This is a genomic window from Dyadobacter sp. (assembly GCF_051859145.1).
Taxonomy (GTDB): Bacteria; Bacteroidota; Bacteroidia; order Cytophagales; family Spirosomataceae; genus Dyadobacter.
Genome location: NZ_JBHYGF010000594.1, coordinates 1 through 18,895, shown reverse-complemented (window position 1 = coordinate 18,895; position 18,895 = coordinate 1). Strand labels below are relative to the sequence as shown.

Below are 18,895 nucleotides of genomic sequence, written 5' to 3'. Positions count from 1 at the left end.
CCCTTAATCCATTGAAAAAGTCTTCTCTGTACTGAGCAACATATGTGTGAAGTATGGCTGTGTGTTTCATACTGCTAAGGAATTGTATCTGTAGCTCTTTATACTATCAACCTTAGCTAAAAGCATCCAGAATATAAAAACAGGCATTCCTACAGCATCTAGTAAGAAGCCTTCGAACATTGACCCAGTTAGAATTAAGACGAGTAACGACTTATAGATATTTGTCGCTTCAATCTTCTGGGGATTTCTTTGAGGTCTGAATAATACAGCTAGTGTGTATGAAAGACCTATAAAAAAGAACATGCTGCCAAATAAGCCTGCCGCCACAATAGCAAATAAATAGCCGTTGGTGGTAGCACCTGCTCTTCCTTTACCGAATATGGGGAGATTTGTAGCTTCGTCGTACAAGCTAGCCCATGTTTCCTCCCGGGTATTTCCCCGGCCTTCATAATTAACTGTATCGACAGATAGCATTCCAATCAATAATAAGCTTATTAATAGCAGAACGGAAATTGAAACGCTTCGAAGAGCAATGTTTCTGATCGAATAGATAATGAATGCTGAAATAGACAGGGCTGCGGAGATCATGCTGGTACGTGAATCACTCAGCGTACATACCCAGCACCCCGCGATAAAAGCAGCGCCATATAGCAATTTGGAGGCTGTTTTCTTTTCTAAATATAAAAGGCAAAAGGCCAGAGTACAACATATTGATCCGCACATGCCAACAAAATTGGGGTGGGATGTAACCCCAAATAAGCGGCCCTTCCACATCACATTACCTATTGAACCGAGATATAGAACCAAATTAGTAAGTATAAACAAAAAGGAACCCCAGAACACCGATTTGACTAAAGACCTTCCATGCTGAGTGTAGAAGGCCATTTTGGAAACAGCAGCGTAAAAGAATAAACTAAGCAAACTAAGGAATATGAATCGAAAGATTAGATCTTGTAAGTTAGAATTATACACATACCCTGTAATGATTAAGACTATGTGGAATAGATAGAAAAACAAAACTGCAAAATTAGTAAATGATCTATCCTCGGCCATCGCACCTTTTCTGACAAGCAACGCGACAGCCAACATAATAGCTATAAGAGGCAAAGAAGCCATTTGTACGATTTGAATATAACGTGGAACGTAATAGTCAAGTGCAAATTCATAAATATTGGGAGCCTTAAAAGATGCCAAGTAAATGATACCGGTAAGCAGCCAATGGGTAATATTCCCCCTTTCGCGAACAACATTAAGAAGCTTCATCGTTTTTCTATGCCATTGATAATATGATTTCAAAGTCTCTCGAAAACTTAGCTCTATCGTAACAACTCTTTAATAACAGATTGCCCGAGCAAGTTTTGTTCCTCATTGACGCTTCTAATACGAGTAACTTCGCTATCATAATTTTCTTCTTGTTGAAGCAAAAAGTCTGATTGAAGGCTGGTCAGCATCAGGTGGCTCAATCCAATACTTTCGTAGATATTTTGGATCTTGTCAGTCTTCATGTTCTTTTTAAGCAATCCAATTGGTATACATTCATGCATCTGCGCTAGTAGCAGAACGTGTAGTCGATTGCTTAATACAATTCGCATATCACTGTAATAATCCAGCTCTTCCCATTTTAGGACGTTTTCTTTGAAGAAAACAGATGGATTTTTGTCATGCATTTCGAACAATGATTTTGTGAACGCATAGTCACGATCGACCTGATAAAAGAAGTGAACTTCAAATCCTCGGCTAGAATAGAAATTAACCAAAACACGCGCTGCATCAGCTATGTCAAGATTTAGAGCAGGGTCGGTCAAATCCCGAAACGAAACTCCAATTTTTCTTTTGTTGATGGAAATAGAAACACGTTGCTTCATTAAAAAGCAAAGATCCGGATAGTATCTCACGTTGGAGATGCCGCGGGATAATAGGCTTTGTTCATTCCTTTTGCTCCTTACCATTATTTTTTCCAGTGCAGAAGAGAGCATTGCCTGTACTATCTTGTCTAATCTATTTTTCGCCTGGAAATCTACTCCTACGAGGTATGACTTGCCATTTCTAAGCTTGTTAATTGAAAATATTGAATAGAACACCATGGAGGTGAGCAAGCCAGTTAGAGAGCGTACTCCGTTGGAAGGACCGGGGCTTTTAAAAATATGATCAAATTTCAAGTTTCTTTTTAGCGGAAAAAGCAATGCCCCTTGCCCCTTGAAGCTCGTATTAGAAATTTCACTTAGCTCTCTGGTATTACTGTGTTCCAACAACACATCTTTAAAATGACTTGGAACGTTTTTTGTGTCGAGATATACAGTTCCATATTTAGCCACTTCATCAATAAGGCACTTGTTAATCAACAGATCGCCCATGTTATCGTATTGTGTAACTATAATGAACAATATTTTCTTTGTCATAATCTTATATCGTATTCTAATGTAGACGAAACAATTCAGGGTGCCGGTAATCAGTCTTGTGTAACAAACTTTCTTCGCTGGACTTTTGACAGCATTTTTTTCAATACTTGATTTAAGCTATTCCTCTCAGATGGTTGAAGAGAGAACATATAGACAGAAGCAAGAAAAAACAAAGTGATAAGAGGAATAGTCAAGATAAATCTAAAGGAGAAATCAACTGTTGATACCAACACATAGCAGAGCACTACCGACAACATAACTGGAATGGCCTGTTTGATAAGAACTTTACGTATAAAGTAGGTAAAATGTAGCCCGGTGACTTTTTTGAGAAACGCCACCCTAATTAAGCCTATAAGAAGCTCGGTTGTAATTGCAAGAACAAGAACAAAGTACGGTGGCAACTTAAGTTTTAAAAACACATACGCCAGCGGTAAATAAGATAGAGTGGCCAAGCTAATGAAAATTTGAAAAATTTTAATCTTACCTGTCGACTGAATAGCTGATGGGAGCCCAATGGTTAATTGATTAATTAGAATAGAACTTAAAATCAGTTGACAAAATATGACAGAATATTCAGGTGGGTTTCCTAACCAAAAATTTAGTAATGCCTGCATTTCGTAAATGCATGGTATCGCAAATGCAGCCAAGACCAAAAATCCGAATTTACTACCTGCCATTGCCAAGTCCAGCATTTTCTGTCTTTCACCTGCGCCTTCTGCTTTCATGATTTGCGGATTTATGGCTTTGAGCATATTTGAAGAAATAAGAGACATTTGGCCGCTAATTTGAGCAGCTACTCCGTAGGAGGCATTTACAATTGTTCCAAGAAAAATATTCAACATTACCGGTATACCTTGGTTTCTTGCGACATTACACAAGGATCCAAGTAAATTCCAGCCAACAAAAGCTAACAATTCTTTTGTAATCTTTTTGCTAAACTGAAACATCCCTTGCATAGTACATTCGTCATATTTCCGAAAGCAATAGTTGGCATGCATAATAAAATTGATTGCGCCACTAGCAACAGTGAGAATTCCATATGTCTCCAATCTACTAGAATCTATATAGGAGATAAAAATCGCGATCGCTAGTCGTGCCAGAGTTTCTTTGATTAGTATGATTGCAATCCACGTCATATTCTCATGTGCAACCAGAGTGGCAGTAAAAGGAACGGAAATTATACTTATAAAGAGGCTTCCGCACATGCAGTAGTATAGATATCGAGCGGCATCTAAGCGATCCACAGGAATATTCAATACGCCGTTAAAGAGGAATATTCCAGCGGACAAAAGTATAAGTACAAGAATGATGGCCAAAAACAAATGGATTATCATACTGCTCTTAAAGACCTGTTTTTGCATGTCCAAGCTTTCTTTTCCTTGGTAGAAGGATAAAAACCTCTGAGTAGACGTAGCCATCGCAGCATTCAGGAAGGACAACAGGGATATCACACTAGCTGTTAAGCTAAATATTCCAAAGTCAGTGCTTCCAAGTGCATTAAGAATTAATCTGGTTGAATACAAAGATATGCCCATAGAGAGGAGCATCCTCCCATAAAGTATTCCGGTATTCTTAACGATTTTTTTTGAGTTTGTCAAAATTTAGTTATTTGCTTTTGTATCTAAAGTTAAGACCGTTGTCACTCAAAAGCCTAATTATTTCTTTGTTAAATATGTCAACCCCATCTTGATTTAAATGGCTATCGTCGTAGAAGAGCTTGTTAGGCCATGAATTGTGCTCATTTGCATTGTAATAGTTACCTAATGCAGATAGTGTGGAGTCGATTTCTTTGTTGTTGGATACCGCCGTATAGTTTTTCGACGTAACAGGTGCTTGAAAAATAATGTAGCGTATGTTCTTTCTTTTAAGGACTTCTGTCATCCTGTTAAGTGCTATGAGTTGACTTTCTGGAAAAGAAAGGGCACTATTTACGAATTTCTTGCTGTCAGCATATGAATTAAGCGTTTCTACGTATCCTCCTGTGATATAGGTAACACCTTCCTTATGTGCAGTAGGATCGCCATTAAATTGATTTGCATTTAATAAATGCCTCAACATTGCGTAAAGGAGCGTATTGTAAACTTTCATGTTGTTAATTGCAACTGATTGTTTTATAAGATCCCATCGAATTGTTTCATTGGAAATAAGATCTAATGCTGATTCGACGCCGTCAGAATCGAGAATTCTCGGGTAAATATCCAGAATCACAATTTTAGGGCTCAGTTGATCCAAATATCTATTAAGAAGCAACTCCGATTGAATAGGAGTTTGTGCATGTGAGCCAAGATTAAATGAGCTCAGACCATTCTTTTGAAAAATTCTTACATCATATCCATGCTCCGCATGAGACGAACCAAGGAATAAGACATCTACTTCATTTGCATTTTTTACTTCTTTTAGACGTTTATTGGTATACCCTCCCAATTGATAGAAGAGATTCTTTGTTACGCGAGGGGACAGGAAAGTTCCGGCTATGCACAGAAAACAAAGGTATGTGACGACCGCAAAGGCGAAGAAAAGAATAATCGTTTTTAGGAAAGATTTCATTTCAATACCTAAAATTGAAAATAGATAAAGTCAGTTTCCATAGTTTGCATGTACATACCTATAAAAAAGATGACGAAGCTGTAAAAGGTCCATCTAAATGTACGTGGCCAGCTGAGTCCAATGCGTTCAATTGCATAGTTGTTTTCTCTTCCGAACCATTCTATTATGAAAAATGGAACTATGGGAATGAAGCACAGTACAGCTCTTTTTAGTTCTGGGTATTGGAATGGGTTGGTTATAATTTGGGATGAAAAAATCGATTCAATATATGAGAATGCATGAGTCAAACTTTCAGCTCGAAAAAAGATCCAGGCAAACGTAGTTAAAGTGAATGTTCCGACAATTGCAATAAACTCCCTTATCGATGGAGCAATTTTTCCCTTTGCGACAATATCAAGATGCTGACGATTTGTGCTCATTACGACAGACGGAAGGATAAACAGCGCATTTAGTGCGCCCCATGCAATGAAGGTCCAATTTGCTCCATGCCAGAAGCCACTAATAAGGAATATAATAAATGTATTTCTGATGCGAAGCCAATTACTTCCTCGGCTGCCTCCAAGTGGAAAATATATGTAATCTCGAAACCAGGATGAGAGTGATATATGCCACCTCCGCCAGAACTCTGCCACATTTCTAGAGAAGTAGGGGTAAGCAAAATTCTTTAAAAGTTCAAATCCAAATAGCCTTGCAGTGCCTAGTGCTATATCGGAGTAGCCGGAGAAATCTCCGTAGATTTGTATTGCAAAAAAGAATGCTCCTAATACCAGAACACTACCTTCATAGGAGTTTGAATTATTAAAAATCAAATTGGCGTATTCTGCGCAGTTATCGGCAATCACTATTTTCTTGAAAAACCCCCAAAGAATTTGCCGCAGACCATCACTCATGTGAGCGGCTATAAATTTTCGGGGCCGCTCAACTTGGGGAAGCAGGTGCGTTGCCCTTTCAATAGGACCTGCAACTAATAGCGGAAAGAAGCTCACAAACAACGAATAATTTACGAAGTTCCTTGTCGGCTCTATTCGTCTGTTATAGATATCAAAAACATATGATAGACCGTGAAAAGTATAAAAGGATATTCCCACTGGTAAAATGACTGTGAGTAGAGGATAATTGGTGTCAAACCCAAATAAACTCAGGAGATTAGAGAATGAATCAATGAAGAAGTTATAGTACTTGAAAACACCCAAAAATCCCAGGTTAATTCCTATTGCAGTTACAAGCCAAGTTTTTCTAAGAGCCTCGGATTTAGAATCATGAATTTTGATGCCCGCATAATAGTCAAGTAGTGTTGAGAACGCAAGTAGAAAAACAAATCTCCAATCCCAACATCCATAAAAGAAGTAGCTTGCAAACATCAAAAATATATTTTGACGTTTTAATTTCTTACTCAAAACACACCAGTAGATGAAGAATACTATTGGAAGAAATAGAGCAAAACCTAGAGAGTTAAATAACATAGGAGTAGATCACAAAAGATTAAGATCCTGTACTTGTTACAGAAAAACATTTTTGCGATTGAAAACAGATAATTACCTAATAAGAAAACGAACAAATAACGCAAGCGGGGTCACTCTGCTGTATTTCGATGTTATACCTTTATAGTCAAATCTGTTAATCTATCAAACAATCAATTTAGTTAACTGGCTGATGATGCCTGAGGTCAACAACTCTTTTGTAAGCTTTGGGGTAATTTGAGGTTGACTAATGAATGCTTCCCGTTGGATAGCACGATTGTTTGATTTGTCTGATCTAATTTTTTCATGTTACCGTTGAGTTGTATTTCGTATGAGCTTTTCCATCGGAAAATGTGCCAATATTCACGCACCTTGCAGCTAGTATCTTTTTAGAATGCGTGAATATTGTGAAGTAGCTTAATTAACTTTTTCCGACCAGCCTTCTGAGCCGGGTTCCGATTGTTTGTGTCGACGTTCCTGATTCCTCGGCGTAGTAGCCGTACCCATATCCTCCATAACCATATCCGTAGCCATAACCTGCGCCGTAATTTACACCATTGAAAATAACCGATAGATTCGCAAATCGACGTCCGCGATGAAGCTCTCCAATTCTTCTAAGGTGATCCAAGATCGTGTAATTGTAGCGAACTAGGTATAATGTAGCATCCACGTGTTCTGCAATCAATGCCGAGTCGGTAACTAGTCCGTATGGAGGGGAGTCAATTAGGATGTAGTCGTACTCAGATTTGAGCTGGCTTAATAAAACCGGCAGTTTTCCATTACCAAGCAACTCTGACGGGTTTGGAGGTATAGGCCCACTTGTTAAAACATCAAACTTCGGATGAACACCTGTCGGTTGAATGAAATCTGCATAGCTACCCTGGCCAATCAAGCAGTTTGATGCTCCAACCCGGTTAGATACTCCCAAACGCTCGTGTAATGTTGGCTTGCGTAGGTCTAATCCTATAAGCAAAACCCTCTTATCAGAATATGCAAGACTTGCCGCAAGATTGATACTAATAAAGCTTTTTCCCTCACCTCCAATAGATGACGTAAACATTATAACCCGACAATTTCCATCGCCCAAGTATTGAAGATTCGTTCTGAGCGCTCTAAATTGCTCAGCCACGGCACTTCGGCTTGTCATTTTAATTATAGACTCTTCCCCTGGAACTGAGTTGGGCACATTTTTCATCTGTCCAATTTCCCCAAGTATTGAAACCCGTGCTATCTTCTCGATTTCATCTCGTCTCTGAACAGTATTATTTAGAAGAAAAATCAGATTTATTAGCAGAATAGGTAATATAATTCCTGCCGCTCCCGAAGCTAACCAGATCAATGGCTTTTTAGGTCTTACAGGTACATATGATGAAATAGGTGCATCAATCAACCTACTATCGGTTACTGTCGAAGCGTATGCCAGAGCAGTTTCTTCACGTTTTTGAAGAAGATATAGGTACAACTCTTCTTTAATTGCCTGTTGCCTCTTTATTCCAACAAATTCACGTTCTTTTTTGGGAATGCTTCTTAAACCTGCTGAAAATCTGGTATTAATACCCTCTAGATTGTTTCGGGTGACTGCCATCCCTCGTTTCAGGTTTTGAACGTTCTCGCGAATGGATTGTCTTGTACTTGCAAGTTGCGTATTGATGGTCTGAAGAAGCGGGTTGTTTGGCGAGGTAGTTCGGGCGTATCTTTCTCTTTGAAGTTCAAGCTCATTAAATTTTGTTAATAACGAAACCAAGACAGGATCATCAATCATGTAGGTTGCAGGAGCGACAGCTCCTTCTTCCGCCTTGGATATATAGTTATCAACGCTTTCCAGAATACTGATCTTGGTGTTCACCTCATTCAGTTTGGAATCATTTTCTTTGATATTTTCTAGAAATAGCTGTGACTCAGCACTAATGTCCGTTATACCTTGGTTTGTCTTATAGGATTCTACATCTTTCTCAACATCCCCAAGTTCGCCAGTGATAAGCCCAAGCCTGTTCTCAATAAACTTCAGTGTATTACTTGCTTCGCTATTCTTGTCGCTCAAAGAAGACTGGACATAAACGTCAAGTAGCTTATTTAAGACATCCTTCGAGCGTTGAATATCTGTATCCTCATACTTCAATTCTAGTACAGTACTTTTGAGATTTGGCTGCTCGACCGACAATCTACTTGTCATCCTCTCAGCCAAAATCTTTGCATCGGCAAAATTTACGATGACATCCTGATACTCTGAGTTGCTTCCTTTTTTCACAATAAATGCTCCCCAGGCATTATTAAAACGTTGATTGTAGGCAAAAATGCGCTCCTCGTCATTGAATCGAAAGTGCGTACTGTCAATGACGTGTATAATAAGCGGCTCTCTTAAAGCAAAAGGGGTAAGCACCTCAGGAACTACAACAACCGGGCTAATTCTGTAAAGATTTACTGTTTTAAGACCATCCTTCGCAGTATAAAAAACATCCAGAGTAAGCTCTTTGACAACCTGCTCCATCATAGTTTGAGACTTGATTATCTCAAGTTCGTTCTCCACTAGTTTATTGCCACCGAATTGTGAACTTAATTCAGTAAGTATATCACCTTGTGCTCCGCCTAAGCCCTTCTTTTCATCTTTGATCAGTATTGTCGTTTTTGTACTATAAACCGGCTGCGTGGTTTGTAAAAAAAAGAAAGCTCCGGTTAAACACAGTACAAAAAAGATTGGAAACAAGTACCAGTATCTTACATATCTTCTTACGTATTCCTTCAGATTGAATTCCGATTCTCCGGAGAACTCTTGATGCGCTGATTCAGTAATCGCAGTGTTCATATATCGATATAATTGAAGACGAATAAAGTTTAACCTGGACTACTTAGTAAAGTTGAGGATTAAGATCCCGAGTGTACCGATTGCAGCAACGATCGACGTGATGATAGGAACTAGTTGAGCATTTCTGTCGGTTGCATTAATCCTCGTTTTAATAGGCTCGATATAGATTACATCGTTCTTGTGTAGGTAGTAGTATGGAGAATCAAATATTTTACGATCTGTAAGATTCAGTCTAACATAACTGCGGCTTCCATTTTCCTCTCGAATGATCATAACATTGTCCCTCCTGCCGTATATGGTGAGGTCGCCTGCTAAGCTAAGCACTTCCGGAATAGTAATCTTCTCATCAGGGATCACATAGACAGCCGGTCGTGCCACTTCTCCAAGCACTGATACTTTAAAGTTCAGATTTCTTACAATGACAGAAGGCTCCTTTAAAAATAACTGCAATTTTACTCGGATGCTGTCGGCAGCATCTATTGTCCGCATTCCTCCCACTTTCATTTTACCAATAAGCGGCATTTCGATTGTTCCATCCGGATTAACAAGATATCCCAACGGTTGCAAACGCGCTCCACTACTTGTAGTAGAGTAGTTGATGCTTGTAGTTGTAAAGCTGTTTGCAGTATTAAAGATTTCATTTGCCTCTGTATTGAGACTTCCCACTACAATCGATAGCAGGTCGTTGGCTTGAATCGTAGGAATGTAACTTTGGACAACAGGCTGATTGTAAACACTGAGTGTATCGCCTTGGAAATATACAATTGATCGGGGTGAGACACATGACATGGTTCCACCAAATATTGCGAAGACAGCAATTGCTAGAATACACGAAAGTGCTCTAAAGTTGAGGCGAGATAAGTTCATTTAAAAACGATGAGTAAAATTGTAAATATAAAGCATTGATTATCAACAAGCTATACTTTGGCAATGACTGATACTCGAACGCTACGGTGTTGAACCTTAAGGCAAGCGAACAAACCGGTGGACAGTTATCGCCAGTATCATCTCCAATTCTTGGTAATGTGCAAGTGGCAATTGTATCCGCATTTAACGCAAATATAGAATAAATTCAATAAAGGGTTTCAAATACTAAGAAGTTTTTCGTTTTGAAAGGGATATTCCAACATTTTACGGTTTTTGTTATTTTTCGATATTTGATCTAAGTGTTGCGTCCGGTGGGCATCTGTTCCAATAAAAGTTATCAGGTTGTTTTTTAGAAGCCATTCCGCTGTTTTGCTGATATTTTCTCCATAGTGACCACTACTCGACAGCGCATTGAGCTGAAGTTCGCATCCTTGATCAACAAGCTTTTTATATATCGAAAGGTCTGAAAAGAAATATGTATAACGTTCCGGATGCGCTAACACTGGCTGATATCCATATTGGATTATAGAAAATAAGTTTTCTGAAGTATTTAACAGGGGAGTAGTGTAGGGTAGCTCTACCAGCAAGCGATTACCAGGTAAGGTAAGTAAGGGTTGTTCAGTCCGCAATAGTTCAATGAAATGTTCATCAATAAAATATTCCGCGGCAGCATCTACTTGCAGGTCAATCCCTGCGATGTTAGCGGCTGATCTGACTTCCTCCAAACGATCAAGTATGATTTCAGGGGTATTTCTGTAACAATCCCACATCACATGAGGGGTAGTTACAATCTTTTTGAAACCAAGCGTTTGCATTCGTCTCAACATAGCAAGAGACTCTTCAATCGTTTGCACGCCATCGTCAATGCCGGGAAGAACGTGTGAATGAATATCTATACAAATGTGAGCAAAATCCAGAGTGTTTTGCGATTTGCGGTCAAATAACCAGCTGAGCATAAGAGGAATTATCGTAAAAAATCACTGACATTATTGCCAGTAAGATGAAGTAAGTATTAGTAACAAAGTTATAATATTAATATTTGAGTTGGAGCCTTATTTAATTTAAGGGTTATCTATCAGCTTATTGCATCCGTTTGGGGTGTATGTGTATGTTGCGCCCGATCAGTGGCATAATATTTCAGTGGCATAATATTTACGGCTAACATTTGTTGTGTTGGCATCGTTCAATAAGGTCTACCAGCGCATTGTCATATCCCAGACCTCTTAGTCGAAGCGTGACGAGATACGCGCCCTATTCTCATTATCCGCATTTACTTACAACATTAATCTATGAAATTGCTTCCACTTATTATAGTATATGTTATTTCATGTTTTCAGATAGCCAGGGCCCAAAATGGATCAGATAGTACTCCGGAACGAAAGGTAAGAGCTGTCATTTCACGAATGGCGCGCCCTGCCGAAAGGAATTCGCCTACTCATAATGGGGAATACAAGTCTGCGCTGGAAGAACTGACCAATCTTGCTATCAAGAGAGTTCCATTTTTGACCCAAATGGAATTAAGAAGTGGAAAAGCGGATAGTGCGTCAACTGTTCAGATTATTGACAATGATCAGGTTGGTGTTTTTAAGTATGTTTTCGGTAGTAAGTTTCCTGACGATAGTGTAATGGTCATCAAAGCAGGCAATAGAACATATGTACGCCAGGTAGAATCTGAAATTAATGCGAAATGGTTGACCAAGTCTGTTGAGAGCAGCTTTATCAGCTTACTAAAACATATTGGCACAGCTCCCCAAACTATTCTGGTTAATCGTGTAATTCCTATCACTTCTACCTTGGTAATACCCAGTAATGTTACTTTAAGATTTGAACAGGGGGGAGGTTTTGACATTAAGGCAAGTGAGAAGTTGACGATTACAGGTAATATAATAGCTCCAAGTTCCAGGATTGTATATGGCGCAGGAAAATTCATACTTGCTAAATCTGCCAGTCCTTATTGGCTGGACGTGAAGTGGTATGGAGCCAAGGGTGATAGCACTCAGGATGATTCAGAATTCTTAAACAAAGCGTTTTCGTGTGCAGAAGGAAATCACAGCCTTGTATTAATTCCAGCAGGCACTTTTCTTATCAACAAACCAGTTTATAGCCCCAAAGGAGTAATTATTCAGGGCGCCGGATGGATGAACACGATATTGTCAGGAGGACAGAATGTGAATGTCCTTACAATCCTAAGTGGAACAGTGATTCAGGATATTGGCTTCAGCGGTAACAAGGCCGCCCAGAATGGGATTACAATTGCCGATGGAAACAAGGTTAGCGTAAACCGACTCAGAATTGAGGGCTTTAAGGAGGCAGGGTTAAAGGCAGAAGAGATAAATAATAGCATGTTTACGGACCTGCAAATTAAATTTTGCCGGTACAATTATCAGCTGGTAAATCCATTAAACTGTTCATTTTTGAACTGTAATGGCGATTTAAAATATGGAAATGATAAAACTGCAAGAAATGTCCTTGTACTTAATGGGAGAAATACACGCTTCATAGGTGGCATCTTTGAAGGCACAGGAAAAGTAGAAGAACATCAGATAGAAGTTAAAAGTGGTCTGCAACTAACTTTTAGCAATTTGGAAATCAACTCTGCAGCGACCTCACCCTTACTTGTGACGGGCGGTGATGTTCTAGTGGATAATGTCCAGTATGCAAACAAAGGTGAGGCTTATCCCAGCATAATTTGTACTGGAGGACAGGTTAATGTACTGCATTCGCGAACGACCGGTACAGGCGGACAAGGTGCTCAAACGCTATATAAAGGTAATGTACTAATTGATGGTAAAGCAGAGATCCCGCTGGTTAGCTGCACCTTTGGGTCCGACAATTCGGGCTGGGAAAAGAGTGGAGGTGGAACGGCGACATGGGACCCGGTTAAAAGAAATTTGTTGATCAAAGGCAAAGGTAAGAGCCAGGGAGCACGGATAGCTGGATTAAGTGGAGTAGCTCCTGCTGGCCAAGTCGTCCGAATTGCAATGGTTCTGAAGAATATCAGTACGGACAAGCCAGTTGCGCTCTATGCCACAATTGTAAAAGCACCTTATCGAATGCTGATTAGCAAATTATTGTCGGGCTACAATGAGTTTTTGTATACCTATTCTGGTGAAGAAACCTACGGTTTCCAGTTACTTGTTGATGAAGATATTGAGAAATCTATGGAATTGGCTTTTTTTAAGGCCGAACTAGTGGCCAGAGACAATTCAGGCGATTTGAAGAAAAATTCAACGCTTGTTGTAGCGGGAGCAAACACCGACGAGTTTTCTACAATGTTATCTGCAAGCGGTGATGGTAAAAGTAGAGACATCAAAATCAAGCACAATCTAGGAGCAAAGCCCTCTTTCTATATTGCGCAGGCTAACAATGAAGCCTCTGCAGGAATAAAGTTTGTTGATGCTGACGAACAGAATATCATGATACACTATGAGCGTCCACCCTCGGCAGGAAAGGATAATCTCAAATATAGTGTAAGTTTTAAGAAGTAATTAGAAGCTTGCAGGGTTGAGTTTACTACAAATCCCTGATACAGTTAAATGCTCCTAAACGCGTTAACAAGCATGCCTTAATGTCAGACTGGCTTGCACTATTGTCAACTCAAATTAATTCCGCTGATAATAGTCTATCTGCAATTGCGCCAATAAATCGTAAGCTATCATAAGAATGGTAGCCTTCACCTTCTACGTAGCTGAACCTCAGCCCGCCTTGGATATAGTATTGGGGATTGCCAAACATGCAATTGTTAGCTTCCTCTATAATCTGTTTACCTCCTAATAGGCTCTCAATTTTGCCAAATAAGCAGCAAATAAGGCGCGTCTACAACTATTCTCTTAAATGTAGAAGTAATTTTATAATGTGAGGAATTAATTTATATTTTTGTTGTTAATCATTCATCAATAATATAAACTACATCTACATTATAAGTAATAGTTAAGGATGGGCTATTTAGATACTTACACCGGAGTTCTCGATCAAAGGTTGGCTGCGCATTTACTAAGGCGAGCAACTTTCGGGCCTACCTCTCAGGAGATTGTGGACTTTACAGGAAAGAATGCATCGAGCGCAGTCGAGGTCTTGATGTCGAATGTTTCTTATCGTCTTGACCCTCCTCCACCGATTGAAATGGATAGTTCAAGATCTGATGCAGGTCAGCAGTTCCTTGATAAGCCTTATAGTGACAGCCGTCCGACTACGTATAATAACTACATACAGTATTGGTGGATCGGGTTGATGACAGAACAAAAGGGGCGGCCCTCATTTCTGGAAAAATTAACAGCCTTCTGGCAAAATCACTTTGTAGTGAGAAACAGCGTTGCGGTAGATTATCGATACATCTATCAATACCTGAGACTGCTGCGGGCTAATGCCTTGGGAAGTTTTCGGGATATGGCAATTGGAGTGACCAAAGATCCGGCAATGCTAGTGTTCCAGGATGGCTATGAAAATACGAAACTGCATCCCAATGAAAATTACGGAAGGGAGTTGCAAGAATTGTTCACAGTTGGTCAGAAAGATTTTGCTGGAAACTACAACTACTCCGAACAAGATGTAAAAACGGCTGCGAGAGTATTGACTGGATGGCAAGTCACTAATAAGAACAAGGTAGGGAGTACTTCCTTTGGTGCAGTTTTCACGCCTGAGCGGCATGACACACAAGACAAGACCTTCTCAGAGAAGTATGGCAACAAGGTAATCTCGGGCCGAAGTGGACCGTCAGCTGGCGACGATGAAATATTGGATCTGATTAACATGCTTCTTGCGCACCCTGAAACTCCTAAGTTCATCTGTCGAAAACTATATAGGTGGTATGTAAATCCAAATGTTACACAAGAAATAGAAGATGCAGTAATTGCTCCTCTCGCGAACTTCTTTTCCAGCCCGGAAAACAATTTCCAAATAGGACCACTTATCAGGAAGATTTTTACAAGTCAGATTTTCTACGATGAGAGAAACATCGGGGCCATAGTAAAATCACCTGCCGAGTTTATGATCGGTTCGATGAGGCATTTTAATCAGCCTGTGCCGGACCTTACGACAGATTACGACGCATTTCGAAAGATGATGTCATTTTTAAGTACTAGCATGAACGTGCTACAGCTTAATTTCCTCAATCAGCCCTCTGTTTTTGGTTCATTGCCGTTCTATCAAACTGGTTACTCCAAGAACTGGATTAATGGTACAACGCTTGGATTAAGGGGCGAACGCACAGATATGTTGGTTTTCCCTTCCTTCACGGTAAAACCTGGTTATATGTTGGGGATTGATATTCTTGGCTCCCTTACTGCACTGCAGCCTAATTTTTCTGATGTGTTAGGTACGCCCCCAATCTCATGTGAAACGGTCCTGGCAGCATTTTCCAAAAACCTGTTTGCAGTCCCTCTATCCGATACCCAGAAAAACTTCTTAATAGATTCAATTATGATGATGAACAGTAGTGCCAGGACAACCTGGGAGAGGGAATGGAACGCTTACAGGCAGGCTCCCAGCGACATGAGTAAGCAAAACACGATTCTTTGGAGGTGTCGAGCATTGTACAAGTATATGCTGAGAATGGCAGAATTCCAGGTGTTTTAAATCTAATAAAAAATGGAGAGAAGGGAATTTATTAAATCAGCATCATCATTCATGATACCTGTGATCTTGAATGGTTTTAATGTCAAGTCCATTGCAAAGGATTCGGCCCTGGTTCAATCGCTACGAAGCACGTCCGCTTTAAACAACGACCGTATATTAGTAATTATCTATTTAGGAGGTGGTAATGATGGATTGAACACAGTCATTCCCATTGAATATTATCAGCAGTACCGAGAGCTTAGACCGAATATAGCTATTCCTGAGCAAAGCCTCTTGAAGCTTGAAGGTAATCTTGCGACAGGTCTTCACCCAGCAATGGCTGGTATGCGTAACTTGTATAATGAAGGGAAGCTTGCGATCATCAACTCAGTTTCTTACCCTAACCCTGATCAATCGCATTACCGCTCGACGGATGTTTGGATGACAGCTGTCGACTCATCTCAATACACTAATTCTGGCTGGGCAGGGAGGTACCTGGATGATCGTTTTCCAGGTTATCCTGCTAACTACCCTAACTCGACGATGGAAGATCCTCTTGCCATACAAATCGGGCAAATTGGCACAACTACTTTGCTCGGAAGCAAACAGCCGATGGGTGTGACTCTTCAGGATCCAAATACATTTTATCAGCTTATCGGAGAACCTAATACCTCAATTGAGGGTAGCTTGCCATGCTGTGATGCAGGAGATCTGATATCATATATTAGGCAACAACAGGTTTCAGCTGTGGGTTATGCCTCAGAAATTAAACTCGCCGCTGATTCAGGTAGAAACTTGGCAACTTATCCAGAAAGCTCTGCCAGGAATGAGTTAGCTGAGCAACTTAAAATTGTTGCTAGGTTAATACATGGAGGTCTGAAATCCAAAATTTATTATGTGGAGCTTGGAGGATTTGACACACACGCAGATCAAATATCAAGCAGCTCTACCGAAGGGGTTCATGCTCAACTACTGAAAAAGTTATCAGATGCCGTATCAAGTTTTCAAAACGACTTGAAGCTACAAGGTACTGAGGATAAGGTAATAGGTATGACATTCTCTGATTTTGGCAGACGGGCAACATCCAATGCGTCAAATGGTACAGACCATGGAGTTGGTGCACCAATGTTTGTGTTTGGAACGGGTATTAAGCGGCAATTGGTTGGTACAAATCCCGATCTTATCAATGGGCTGATATCACAAACTCCAACAAATGGTGTGAGCAATAAGGATATCAAAATGCAGATCGATTTTCGACGTGTCTACTCGGATATTTTAAATGACTGGTTTGGCACAGCTTCTGCAAACACGAGCCAGGTGCTGTTTAAAAGCTTTCCAACAACTTCCCTTTTTTCAGATGTTGTTCAATCAATTTCTTCTGGTGCATGGCCAAATCCTGAGATATGGTCTCATGGACGGGTGCCTTCTACAAAAGATATAGTTCACGTCAATAAAGGCCATGTGGTCGAAGTGGGACAGAACATAACAGCAAAAAATATCGAGGTAAAAGTCGGAGGCGAGCTGAAATTCTTAGGGGATTATTCGGTCAATATCACGGGGTAGAGAAATTATAATGAGCATGGTCAAATATCTAAGATGGTACGCCGCAGTATGGTTATTTTTAATTGCTGGGTCTGTCTCATTCGGACAAAGTACAGGAATAATCAAGACGGACAGAACGTCTACTTTCGGCATTGTTAGTTTTTCAGAGGCTGCAAAGCCTACTGGTTTTAGTGATGCTAAGCATATAGATGGATATGTCAAAAAGTATGGCAAGTCGCATTTCGTTTTTCCCGTAGGTCACAAGGGTTTTTTTCGCCCATTTGCCGCTGAGGCAGATGGTACGACCGGCGCATACTTTCGTGAGAGTGCGAATACTGCTCAACTTCCGGTATCAGGACCATTTACTATCACTAGTAAATCTGAAACGGTAGAAAAGGTTAGTTCACTTGAGTTTTGGGATATTAATGGGGTAAATGCTACAAAACTCTCAATAAGCTGGAATGAAGCAAGTAAGATTGCAGAACTGACGTCAGACTCTTTGGGACTGCTAAGTATTGTAGGCTGGAGTCCAACGTTAAAAAGATGGGAGGCTATTTCGTCCGAGGTAGATGAGGTGCCACTTTCAGGAACCTCCAGTAATTTGAATAAAGGATCAATTTCAACAATTGAAGCACTAGTACCTAATACGTATAGTATTTACACGTTAGCATCGTTGAAAGCTGCGCAGACTCCACAAAGTTTTGCTGGAAAGCTAGAAATTGCAAGTTGTTCGGGTATTGAGGGATGGGTTTGGAGCCCGGGATATCCAACTGCTGCCATCATAGTGGAACTTGTCGAAGGTTCCGTAGTTCATGCTACAGCCCAGGCAAATGTATATCGTGAGGACTTAAAGAATGCAGGAATAGGATCGGGTAAATACGGTTTCAAATTCAAGCTGCCTAATCATTTGAATGATGGTCAGAGTAGGCAATTGAGTATCCGGGTACGCGGAACGAGCTACATTGTAAGTGGATCACCTATGTCTCTCAATTGCTTTTTTGCCGGAAATTTTGAGGAAGCAAATTGCAGTGCAGTTTTAGGATATGCATGGAATAAGAGTGCACCCTCAAAATCCTTAGTTGTTGAACTTCTCGAAGGGTCTTCTATAATCGGTAGTGCAACGGCAAGCCTCTTTCGTCAAGATTTAAAATCCGCAGGTATGGGGACAGGAAACTATGGTTTTCGCATAGCAGTTCCTTCCTCCTTTAAAGACGCAAAGCCACATTCCTTAAATGTTCGTATAAAGGATACTGATGTATTGCTTACAAATTCGCCTCAGGTACTAACATGTGCAGTTCCACTAAATACCGGAGTTTTCGAAAGCGTAGACTGTAATGCTGTGAAGGGTTATGCCTGGGACAAGAACTACCCGGATAGGATACTTACTGTTGAGTTATTGGATGGCAACACAGTGGTTGGCACTACTAATGCAAACGTGTTTAGAGAAGATCTGAAATCAGCAGGTATTGGGACTGGCAAGTACGGTTTCAGTCTCTCACTCCCGGCTTCTCTTAAGGACGGTCTGTCGCACACTTTGAGCATCCGTGTAAAAGGTACAGGTGTGCTGCTGGCCAGCTCGCCGCGCAAGCTTACTTGCGCAGCCTTACCTGCCTATGCCGGCAGCTTTGAGTCTGTAGGTTGCGATTCCATTCGCGGCTTTGCCTGGGACAAAAGCTATCCGGCCAAAGCGCTGACGGTGGAGTTGTTGGAAAATGACGTTGTGA

11 protein-coding genes and 1 pseudogene are annotated in these 18,895 nt (G+C 40.4%); 4 read left to right on the top strand and 8 right to left on the bottom strand.

The window, feature by feature from the left end; translation table 11 throughout:
• Positions 1 to 66: 66 nt before the first annotated feature.
• From ACTIE6_RS26045 to ACTIE6_RS26010, 8 genes are all read right to left on the bottom strand, one after another.
• Entirely contained in the window at positions 67 to 1,263 is a 1,197-nt protein-coding gene (locus ACTIE6_RS26045; protein ID WP_439559410.1) for a hypothetical protein, read from the bottom strand.
• Positions 1,264 to 1,316: 53 nt separating this feature from the next.
• The gene (locus ACTIE6_RS26040) at positions 1,317 to 2,354 is read right to left on the bottom strand and encodes a polysaccharide pyruvyl transferase family protein (RefSeq protein WP_439559409.1); all 1,038 of its coding nucleotides are present in this window, start codon (positions 2,352 to 2,354) and stop codon (positions 1,317 to 1,319) included.
• A 95-nt stretch (positions 2,355 to 2,449) separates the two neighbouring features.
• Positions 2,450 to 3,997, bottom strand: coding sequence for a hypothetical protein (locus ACTIE6_RS26035; protein WP_439559408.1), 1,548 nt, complete (start codon positions 3,995 to 3,997; stop codon positions 2,450 to 2,452).
• 7 nt (positions 3,998 to 4,004) lie between these two features.
• Positions 4,005 to 4,946: a hypothetical protein gene (locus tag ACTIE6_RS26030; RefSeq protein WP_439559407.1), complete on the bottom strand. Its 942-nt coding sequence runs from the start codon at positions 4,944 to 4,946 to the stop codon at positions 4,005 to 4,007.
• 8 nt (positions 4,947 to 4,954) lie between these two features.
• Positions 4,955 to 6,307 (bottom strand): MBOAT family O-acyltransferase, encoded by a 1,353-nt coding sequence (locus tag ACTIE6_RS26025; protein WP_439559406.1) that lies wholly within the window; start codon positions 6,305 to 6,307, stop codon positions 4,955 to 4,957.
• Positions 6,308 to 6,827: 520 nt separating this feature from the next.
• Positions 6,828 to 9,209: a GumC family protein gene (locus tag ACTIE6_RS26020; RefSeq protein ID WP_439559405.1), complete on the bottom strand. Its 2,382-nt coding sequence runs from the start codon at positions 9,207 to 9,209 to the stop codon at positions 6,828 to 6,830.
• Positions 9,210 to 9,248: 39 nt separating this feature from the next.
• Entirely contained in the window at positions 9,249 to 10,076 is an 828-nt protein-coding gene (locus tag ACTIE6_RS26015) for a polysaccharide biosynthesis/export family protein (RefSeq protein WP_439559404.1), read from the bottom strand.
• Between the two features lie 218 nt (positions 10,077 to 10,294).
• The gene (locus tag ACTIE6_RS26010; RefSeq protein WP_439559403.1) at positions 10,295 to 11,032 is read right to left on the bottom strand and encodes a tyrosine-protein phosphatase; all 738 of its coding nucleotides are present in this window, start codon (positions 11,030 to 11,032) and stop codon (positions 10,295 to 10,297) included.
• Between the two features lie 333 nt (positions 11,033 to 11,365).
• Between ACTIE6_RS26010 and ACTIE6_RS26005 the strand changes: the two genes are divergently transcribed.
• The 4 genes and pseudogenes from ACTIE6_RS26005 to ACTIE6_RS25990 all read left to right on the top strand — a co-directional run.
• Positions 11,366 to 13,564 (top strand): glycosyl hydrolase family 28-related protein, encoded by a 2,199-nt coding sequence (locus tag ACTIE6_RS26005; RefSeq protein WP_439559402.1) that lies wholly within the window; start codon positions 11,366 to 11,368, stop codon positions 13,562 to 13,564.
• 448 nt (positions 13,565 to 14,012) lie between these two features.
• Complete coding sequence (locus ACTIE6_RS26000) at positions 14,013 to 15,650, top strand: DUF1800 domain-containing protein (RefSeq protein WP_439559401.1); 1,638 nt, start codon at positions 14,013 to 14,015, stop codon at positions 15,648 to 15,650.
• Between the two features lie 12 nt (positions 15,651 to 15,662).
• A complete protein-coding gene (locus ACTIE6_RS25995; RefSeq protein ID WP_439559400.1) occupies positions 15,663 to 17,192 on the top strand; it encodes a DUF1501 domain-containing protein in 1,530 nt (509 codons plus the stop codon).
• Positions 17,193 to 17,208: 16 nt separating this feature from the next.
• Positions 17,209 to 18,895 (top strand): annotated as a pseudogene (locus ACTIE6_RS25990) (T9SS type A sorting domain-containing protein); the annotation flags it as partial.

Coding starts and splice junctions, on each gene's coding strand:
- ACTIE6_RS26045 (WP_439559410.1), bottom strand. CDS start 1,263: ATGAAGCTTCTTAATGTTGTTCGCGAAAGGGGGAATATTACCCATTGG.
- ACTIE6_RS26040 (WP_439559409.1), bottom strand. CDS start 2,354: ATGGGCGATCTGTTGATTAACAAGTGCCTTATTGATGAAGTGGCTAAA.
- ACTIE6_RS26030 (WP_439559407.1), bottom strand. CDS start 4,946: ATGAAATCTTTCCTAAAAACGATTATTCTTTTCTTCGCCTTTGCGGTC.
- ACTIE6_RS26025 (WP_439559406.1), bottom strand. CDS start 6,307: ATGTTTGCAAGCTACTTCTTTTATGGATGTTGGGATTGGAGATTTGTT.
- ACTIE6_RS26020 (WP_439559405.1), bottom strand. CDS start 9,209: ATGAACACTGCGATTACTGAATCAGCGCATCAAGAGTTCTCCGGAGAA.
- ACTIE6_RS26015 (WP_439559404.1), bottom strand. CDS start 10,076: ATGAACTTATCTCGCCTCAACTTTAGAGCACTTTCGTGTATTCTAGCA.
- ACTIE6_RS26010 (WP_439559403.1), bottom strand. CDS start 11,032: ATGCTCAGCTGGTTATTTGACCGCAAATCGCAAAACACTCTGGATTTT.
- ACTIE6_RS26005 (WP_439559402.1), top strand. CDS start 11,366: ATGAAATTGCTTCCACTTATTATAGTATATGTTATTTCATGTTTTCAG.
- ACTIE6_RS26000 (WP_439559401.1), top strand. CDS start 14,013: ATGGGCTATTTAGATACTTACACCGGAGTTCTCGATCAAAGGTTGGCT.
- ACTIE6_RS25995 (WP_439559400.1), top strand. CDS start 15,663: ATGGAGAGAAGGGAATTTATTAAATCAGCATCATCATTCATGATACCT.